The organism is Streptomyces sp. NPDC020362 (genome assembly GCF_040642095.1).
In the GTDB taxonomy this organism is placed as follows: Bacteria; Actinomycetota; Actinomycetes; order Streptomycetales; family Streptomycetaceae; genus Streptomyces.
The window spans coordinates 1-7,102 of sequence record NZ_JBFAET010000305.1 but is presented as its reverse complement, the minus strand read 5'-3'; the positions used below and the strand labels follow the sequence as shown (position 1 = coordinate 7,102).

The following is a 7,102-nucleotide window of genomic DNA, read 5'->3' as shown; positions in this document are numbered from 1 at the left end:
CAGCATGAGCCAGATCACCCGGACGCGTCACCAACACCAGACGCCCCGCACGCTCCTCCGCCAACCACCACTGCACCAGCGCCAGAACCTCACTCGCGATGCCGTGTACGCGCTCGGCGGTCTCCGTACCGGACCCCGCCGGGCACGGAACGACCGTGACCACCGCGACACCGGGAAGGGCCGGCTCGGCGGACAGAGCGGCCAGGTCCGCGTAGCTCCGTACGTCGAGCCGGGCGGCAGGGTCAGCCTCCGTGAAGGCCGCGGGCTGCCATGCGAGGCCGAACAGCGAGTCGTCGGCGCGCCTGCCCGAGCCGCCCGCCGCGAGCAGTTGCTCGCGCGAGACCGGCCGCAGCGACAGCGAGCCGACCGTGACCACCGGACCACCCGAGGCGTCGGTCACGGTCAGCGACACCGCGTCCGTACCCGTGCGAGAGACCTTGACCCGCAGCGTCGTCGCCCCCGTGGCACGCACGCCCACTTCGGACCAGGCGAAGGGCAGCAGCGGCCCGTCGACGACGGGGACGAGCCCGCCCGCGCCGATCGCGTGGAGCGCCGCGTCCAGCAGCGCCGGATGAACGGCGAACGCGCCCGCCTCCGAGCCCTCGGGGAGGGCGACCTCGGCAAGGACGTCGTCCCCGCTGCGCCACACCGACCGCAGGCCGCGGAAGACCGGGCCGTAGCCCAGGCCGAGTCCGTCCAGGCCCTCGTAGAACCCCGTCAGGTCGACGGCCTCCGCACCCGAGGGCGGCCAGGCGCCGAGGTCCGCGCCGTGCGGCGGCTCGGGCAGCGCGTCCGTCAGGAAGCCGACCGCGTGCCGCACCCACGGCGCGTCGTCCGGGGCATCCTCCCGTCGCGAGTGCACGCTCAGCGCGCGCCTGCCCGGCTCCTCCTCGGCCCCGACCCACACCTGCACGGCCACACCGCCCCGGTCCGGGACGATCAGCGGTGCTTCCAGCGTCAGGTCCTCGACCTGTGCACAACCGGCCTCGTCGCCCGCACGCACCGCCAGCTCCACGAGCGCGGTACCCGGCAGCAGCACGCTGTCCATGACCGTGTGGTCGGCGAGCCAGGGGTGCGTCCCGAGCGAGAGCCGCCCGGTGACCAGGAACCCGCCGGCGCCGGGCAGCGCGACCGCCGCCCCGGCCAACGGGTGCTCCGCCGCACCCAGCCCGAGTCCGGTGGCGGCGGCGCTGCCGGTGAACTCCTCGGGCGCATCCAGCCAGTAGCGCTCGTACTGGAAGGCGTAGGTCGGCAGGTCGACGCGCCGGGCGCCGGGGAAGAGCGCCTGCCAGTCCGGGGAGACGCCATGGGCGTGCAGCTCGGCGAGCGCGGTGACGACGGCCTGCGGCTCGGGGCGGTCGGTCCGTACGACGGGCACGGTGACGGTGTCAGCGTCGAGGCAGCCTTCGGCAAGGGCGCTGAGGACGCCGCCGGGGCCGATCTCCACGAAGGTCGTCACGCCCAGCTCGTGGAGAGTCCGGACGCCGTCGGCGAAGCGGACCGCTTCACGGACGTGCCGGACCCAGTACTCGGGCGTGTACGGCTCGGCCAGGCGTCCGGTGAGGTTCGAAACGACGGGAATCCGCGGCTCGTCGAAGGCCAGACCGCGAACGACCGCCGCGAACTCCTCCAGCATCGGATCCATCAACGGCGAATGGAACGCGTGACTGACCTTCAGCCGGGACGTCTTACGGCCCGAACCGGCAAACACCTCGGCAATCGCAGCGACCGCGTCCTCCGCACCGGAGACGACCACGGACCGCGGGCCGTTGATCGCCGCGACACCGGCCTCCTCGGTCACATGCGGCAGTACCTCGTCCTCGGTGGCCTGCACCGCGACCATGGCGCCGCCCGCGGGCAGTGCCTGCATCAACGCGGCACGAGCCGACACCAGCTTCGCCGCACCCTCGAGCGACAGCGCCCCGGCCACGTGCGCGGCCGCGATCTCGCCGACCGAGTGACCGGCCACGTAGTCCGGCCGGATACCCCACGATTCGAGAAGCCGGAACAGGGCGACCTCGACGGCGAAGAGCGCGGGCTGCGTCGAACCCGTCTGGTTCAGCTCCTCCGAGTCGACGTCGACGGGCGCGTCCAGAAGCGCACACACCTCGTCGTACGCCGTGGCGAACACGGGGTACGCCTCGTACAGCTCGCGCCCCATGCCGATCCGCTGCGACCCCTGACCCGAGAACAAGAACCCGACCTTGCCGCCGGTGCCCGGTTCACCCAGGACGACCCGGTTGGACGGGGACCCTGCGGCCAGCGCGCGGAGCCCTTCCAGGAGTTCATCCCGGTTCTCCCCCACCACGGCGGCCCGGTGTTCCATGGCCGAGCGTGTGGTGGCGAGCGAGAACCCGATGTCGGCCGGCTGCAGGTCCGTGTCCGGGGCCAAGGACAGCAGGCGCTCCGCCTGTGCCCGCAGCGCCGCCTCCGTCCTGCCGGACAGCACCCACGGCACGACCGCGCCGGAGCCGGGCGCGGGCGGCAACTCCGCCGGAGCGGGAGCCTGCTCGACGATCACGTGGGCGTTGGTGCCGCTGATGCCGAAGGACGACACGGCGGCACGACGCGGCGCGTCGGTCACCGGCCACTCCACGGCCTCCGTCAGCAGCCGGACATCACCGGCCGACCAGTCCACGTGCGGAGTCGGGCCGTCGACGTGCAGGGTCTGCGGCAGCACACCGTGCTGCATCGCCATGACCATCTTGATCACACCACCGACACCGGCCGCGGCCTGGGCATGGCCGATGTTCGACTTCAGCGAACCCAGCCACAACGGCCGGTCCTGGGAGCGCTCCTGACCGTACGTGGCGATCAGCGCCTGCGCCTCGATCGGGTCACCCAGCTTCGTACCCGTACCGTGCGCCTCGACCACGTCGACCTGATCCGAAGACAGGCCAGCGTTCGCCAGCGCCTGCCGGATCACCCGCTGCTGCGAGGGCCCGTTCGGGGCCGTCAGACCGTTCGACGCACCGTCCTGGTTCACCGCACTGCCGCGGACCACCGCCAGCACCTGGTGCCCGTTCCGACGGGCGTCGGACAGCCGCTCCACCAGCAGCATGCCCGCGCCCTCGGCCCAGCCCGTACCGTCGGCCCCGGCCGCGAACGCCCTGCACCGGCCGTCCGCCGACAGGCCACGCTGACGGCTGAACTCCACGAACGTCGAGGGAGTCGCCATGACGGTGACACCGCCGACCAGCGCCATCGAGCACTCGCCACTGCGCAGCGCCTGGGTCGCCAGGTGCAGCGCCACCAGCGAGGACGAGCACGCCGTGTCGACCGTGACCGCCGGGCCCTCAAGCCCGAACGTGTACGAGACCCGGCCGGAGGCGATGCTGCCCGCGCTGCCGCTGCCCAGGTAGGCGTCCATGCCCTCCGGAGTCTTCTTCACACGCCCGCCGTAGTCGTGGTACATCACGCCGGCGAAGACACCCGTCCTGCTGCCCCGCACCGTCGCCGGGTCGATCCCGGCCCGCTCGAACGCCTCCCACGACGTCTCCAGCAGCAACCGCTGCTGCGGGTCCATCGCCAGCGCCTCACGCGGCGAGATCCCGAAGAACTCGGCGTCGAAGTCCGCCGCGTCGTGGAGGAAGCCGCCCTCCCGGGTGTAGCTGGTGCCCCACTGGTCGGGGTTCGGGTCGTAGAGCTTCTCCACGTCCCAGCCGCGGTCCTCGGGGAAGCCCGACACGGCGTCGCGACCGGAGAACACCAGCTGCCAGAGGTCTTCGGGCGACTGCACGCCGCCGGGATAGCGGCAGGCCATGCCCACGATCGCGATGGGCTCGTCCGCCGTTCCGGTGGCCGCGGAGAGGGTCGCCGGCACGGCCGCCGCCTCGCCGAAGCCCGCGGCTTCGGTGGTGAGGAAGCGGGCGAGGGCAAGCGGGTTCGGGTAGTCGAAGATCAGGGTGGCGGGCAGGCGCATGCCGACGGCCGAGTTGAGCCGGTTGCGCAGTTCGACGGCGGTCAGCGAGTCGAACCCGATGTCCTTGAACGAGTCGTCCGCGCCGACCGACTGTGCCCCGGCGTGCCCGAGCACGGCGGCGACCTCGGTACGCACCAGATCCAGCACCGCCTGCTCGCGCTCGGCCTCCGGCAGCCCGGCCAGCCGCCGGCCGAGGGAGGACGATGCCGCCTTCGCCGCCGCTGCCGCGCGCCGCACCGGCGCGACCCGCACCAGTCCGCGCAGGACCGGCGGCACGGGCTGCCCCTGTCCGTCGCGGAAGGCGGACGTGTCGAGCCGGAACGGGGCGACTGCTGCCCGATCGGTGGCCAGTGCCGCGTCGAACATCCGCAGGCCGTCCGCCGACGGGATCGCGGCGAGGCCCATGCGCCTGATGCGCGTGAGATCGGTGTGGTCGAGGCTGCCGGTCATGGCGCTCTCGCTGTCCTTCGCCCACAGGCCCCAGGCCAGCGACGTGGCCCGCAGACCCGCGGATCGGCGGTGCTCGGCGAGGGCGTCGAGGAAGGTGTTGGCAGCGGCGTAGTTCCCCTGGCCCGGCGTGCCGAGGATGCCCGCCACCGAGGAGAAGAGCACGAACGCGGACAGGTCGCCGGACAGCTCACCCGCCAGGTCGTGCAGATTCAGCGCCGCGTCCACCTTCGGGCAGAACACGGCGTCCAGCCGCTCGGGGGTCAGCGAGCCGATGGTTCCGTCGTCCAGGACGCCGGCGGTGTGAATGATCGCGGACAGGTTCTGCCCTGGCCCGGCCAGGAGTGCACGGACGGCGTCGCGGTCGGCCACGTCGCACGCGGCCCATGTGACATCGGCGCCCTGCGCTGTCAGCTCGGCGGCGAGCTCGACCGCGCCGGGTGCGTCCCCGCCGCGGCGGCTGACCAGCAGCAGACTGCGGACGCCGTGCGCGGCGACCAGGTGCCGGGCGAACAGCCCGCCCAGCCCGCCCGACGCTCCGGTCAGCAGGACGGTGCCGGAGCCGAGGCCGGCAAGCTCCGACTCCGCGTCCGGCGCGGCGACACGGACCAGCCTCGGCACCCGGACCTCATCGCCCACGTGCACCGCGGCCTGCGGCTCACCCGACGCGATCAGGCCGGGCAGCAGCCGGGCAAGACCGGCGTCGTCAGCACCGCTGCCGGCGTCGGCATGGGCATCGCCGGGGGTCTCGACCAGCACGATGCGGTCGGGGTTCTCGGTCTGCGCCGAGCGCACCAGTCCGCAGACCGCCGACTGGGCGAGGTCTCCCGTACGCATCACCAGCACCAGACGCGCCCGGCGTTCCTCGGCCAGCCACCACTGCACCAGCTCCAGCACGGCGTGGGTGACCTCACGGACCCGGGTGGCCAGGTCCGCGCCGGCCCCGGTCGGGCAGGGCACGACCACGGCATCGGCGACGGCTCCGGCATCGGCTTCGGTGTTTGCCGCCGAGTCGGCGGCCCGAAGAGCGGCGAGATCCTCGTACGTCTCGATCCTCATGCCGGCCGGCGCGGACGGCAGGCTGACCGGCGTCCACTCCAGGCCGAAGACCGCGTCGTCGCTGCCGGAACCGGCGCGCAACTGGTCGGCGGGCACCGGGCGCAGCGTCAGCGAGTCGACCTGCGCGACCGGCTCACCGGTGCCGTCGGCCAGCACCAGCGACACCGTGGAGGTGCCGGAGCCAGTGCCGGAGCCGGCGCGCGAGACCTTCACCCGCAGGCCGGAGGCGCCGGCAGCCGACAGGCGCACGCCGCTCCAGGCGAACGGCAGCAGCCCGTTCCCCGTCCCGGCCTCGGGCTCGACCGCGCCCAGCCAGACGGTGTGCAGGGCGGCGTCGAACAGCGCGGGGTGCAGGCCGTACGCGCCCGCGTTCGTCCGCTCCGCGCCGGACAGTTCCACCTCGGCGAAGAAGTCGTCCCCGCTCCGCCACGCGGCGCGCAGCCCCCGGAAGACGGGGCCGTAGTCGAGCGCCATGCCGGCGAGACGATCGTAGAACCCGTCGACGTCGACCGGCTCCGCACCCACGGGCGGCCACGCGGCGAGCGAGCCGTCCACGGGCCCACCTGTGGCGACGGTCAGCGAGCCGGAGGCGTGCCGGACCCATGCCCGCTCGGAGTCGTCCTCGTGGGCGTGCGCATCCCCGTCGTCGATCCGCGAATGCACGGTCAGCGGCCTGCGGCCGGAGCCGTCGTCGGCGCCCACGCGCACCTGCAGGGCGACGCCGCCGCGCTCGGGCACGAGCAGGGGTGTCTCCAGCGTCAGCTCTTCCAGCAGGTCGAAGCCCACGGCGTCGGCAGCAGTGATCGCCAGCTCGACGAATGCGGTTCCCGGCAGGAGCGCGACCCCACTTACGGCGTGGTCCACCAGCCACGGGTGCGTATGCGTCGAGAGCCGCCCGGTGAGCAGGTGTCCGTCGCCGTCGGCCAGCGGCACGGCGGCGCCGAGGAGCGGATGACCGGCCTCGCCCTGCCCCACCGCGCGCATGTCACCGGCGGAGGCGGGGGCGTCGAGCCAGTAACGCTCGCGCTGGAAGGCGTACGTGGGCAGGTCGAGGCGCCGGGCGCCCGGGAAGAAGGCGTGCCAGTCCACTTCGGCGCCGCTGACGTGCAGTTGGGCGTACGCGGTGGTGACGGCCTGCTGCTCGGGACGGTCGGCTCGGAGTACGGGGATGGTGACGATGTCGTCCGCACAGCCCTGCGCCATGCCGCTGAGGACGCCGCCGGGACCGATCTCCACGAACGTGGTCACACCCAACCCGTGCAGGGTCCGCACACCGTCGGCGAAGCGCACCGCCTCACGGACGTGCCGCACCCAGTACTCGGGCGTGTACCCCTCCGCCAGGCCGCCCGTGAGGTTGGAGACCACAGGAATCCGCGGCTCGTCGAAGGCCAGACCGCGAACGACCGCCGCGAACTCCTCCAGCATCGGGTCCATCAACGGCGAGTGGAACGCGTGACTGACCTTCAACCGGGAGGTCTTACGGCCCTGCTGCCGGAAGACCTCCGCGATTGCAGCGACCGCGTCCTCGGCTCCGGAGACCACCACGGACCCAGGCCCGTTGACCGCCGCGATACCGACCCCGTCCGTCAGGTACGGCAGCACCTCGTCCTCGGCCGCCTGCACCGCCACCATCGCACCACCCGCAGGCAACGCCTGCATCAACGCAGCACGCGC

The 7,102-nt window shown here is 73.2% G+C and carries 1 protein-coding gene; it reads right to left on the bottom strand.

Annotated elements, in window-relative coordinates; genetic code table 11:
- Window positions 1-7,060: SDR family NAD(P)-dependent oxidoreductase (locus AB0H32_RS45315; RefSeq protein WP_361134594.1), on the bottom strand; the 7,060-nt coding region annotated here is incomplete at its 3' end.
- Between the last annotated feature and the right edge of the window lie 42 nt (window positions 7,061-7,102).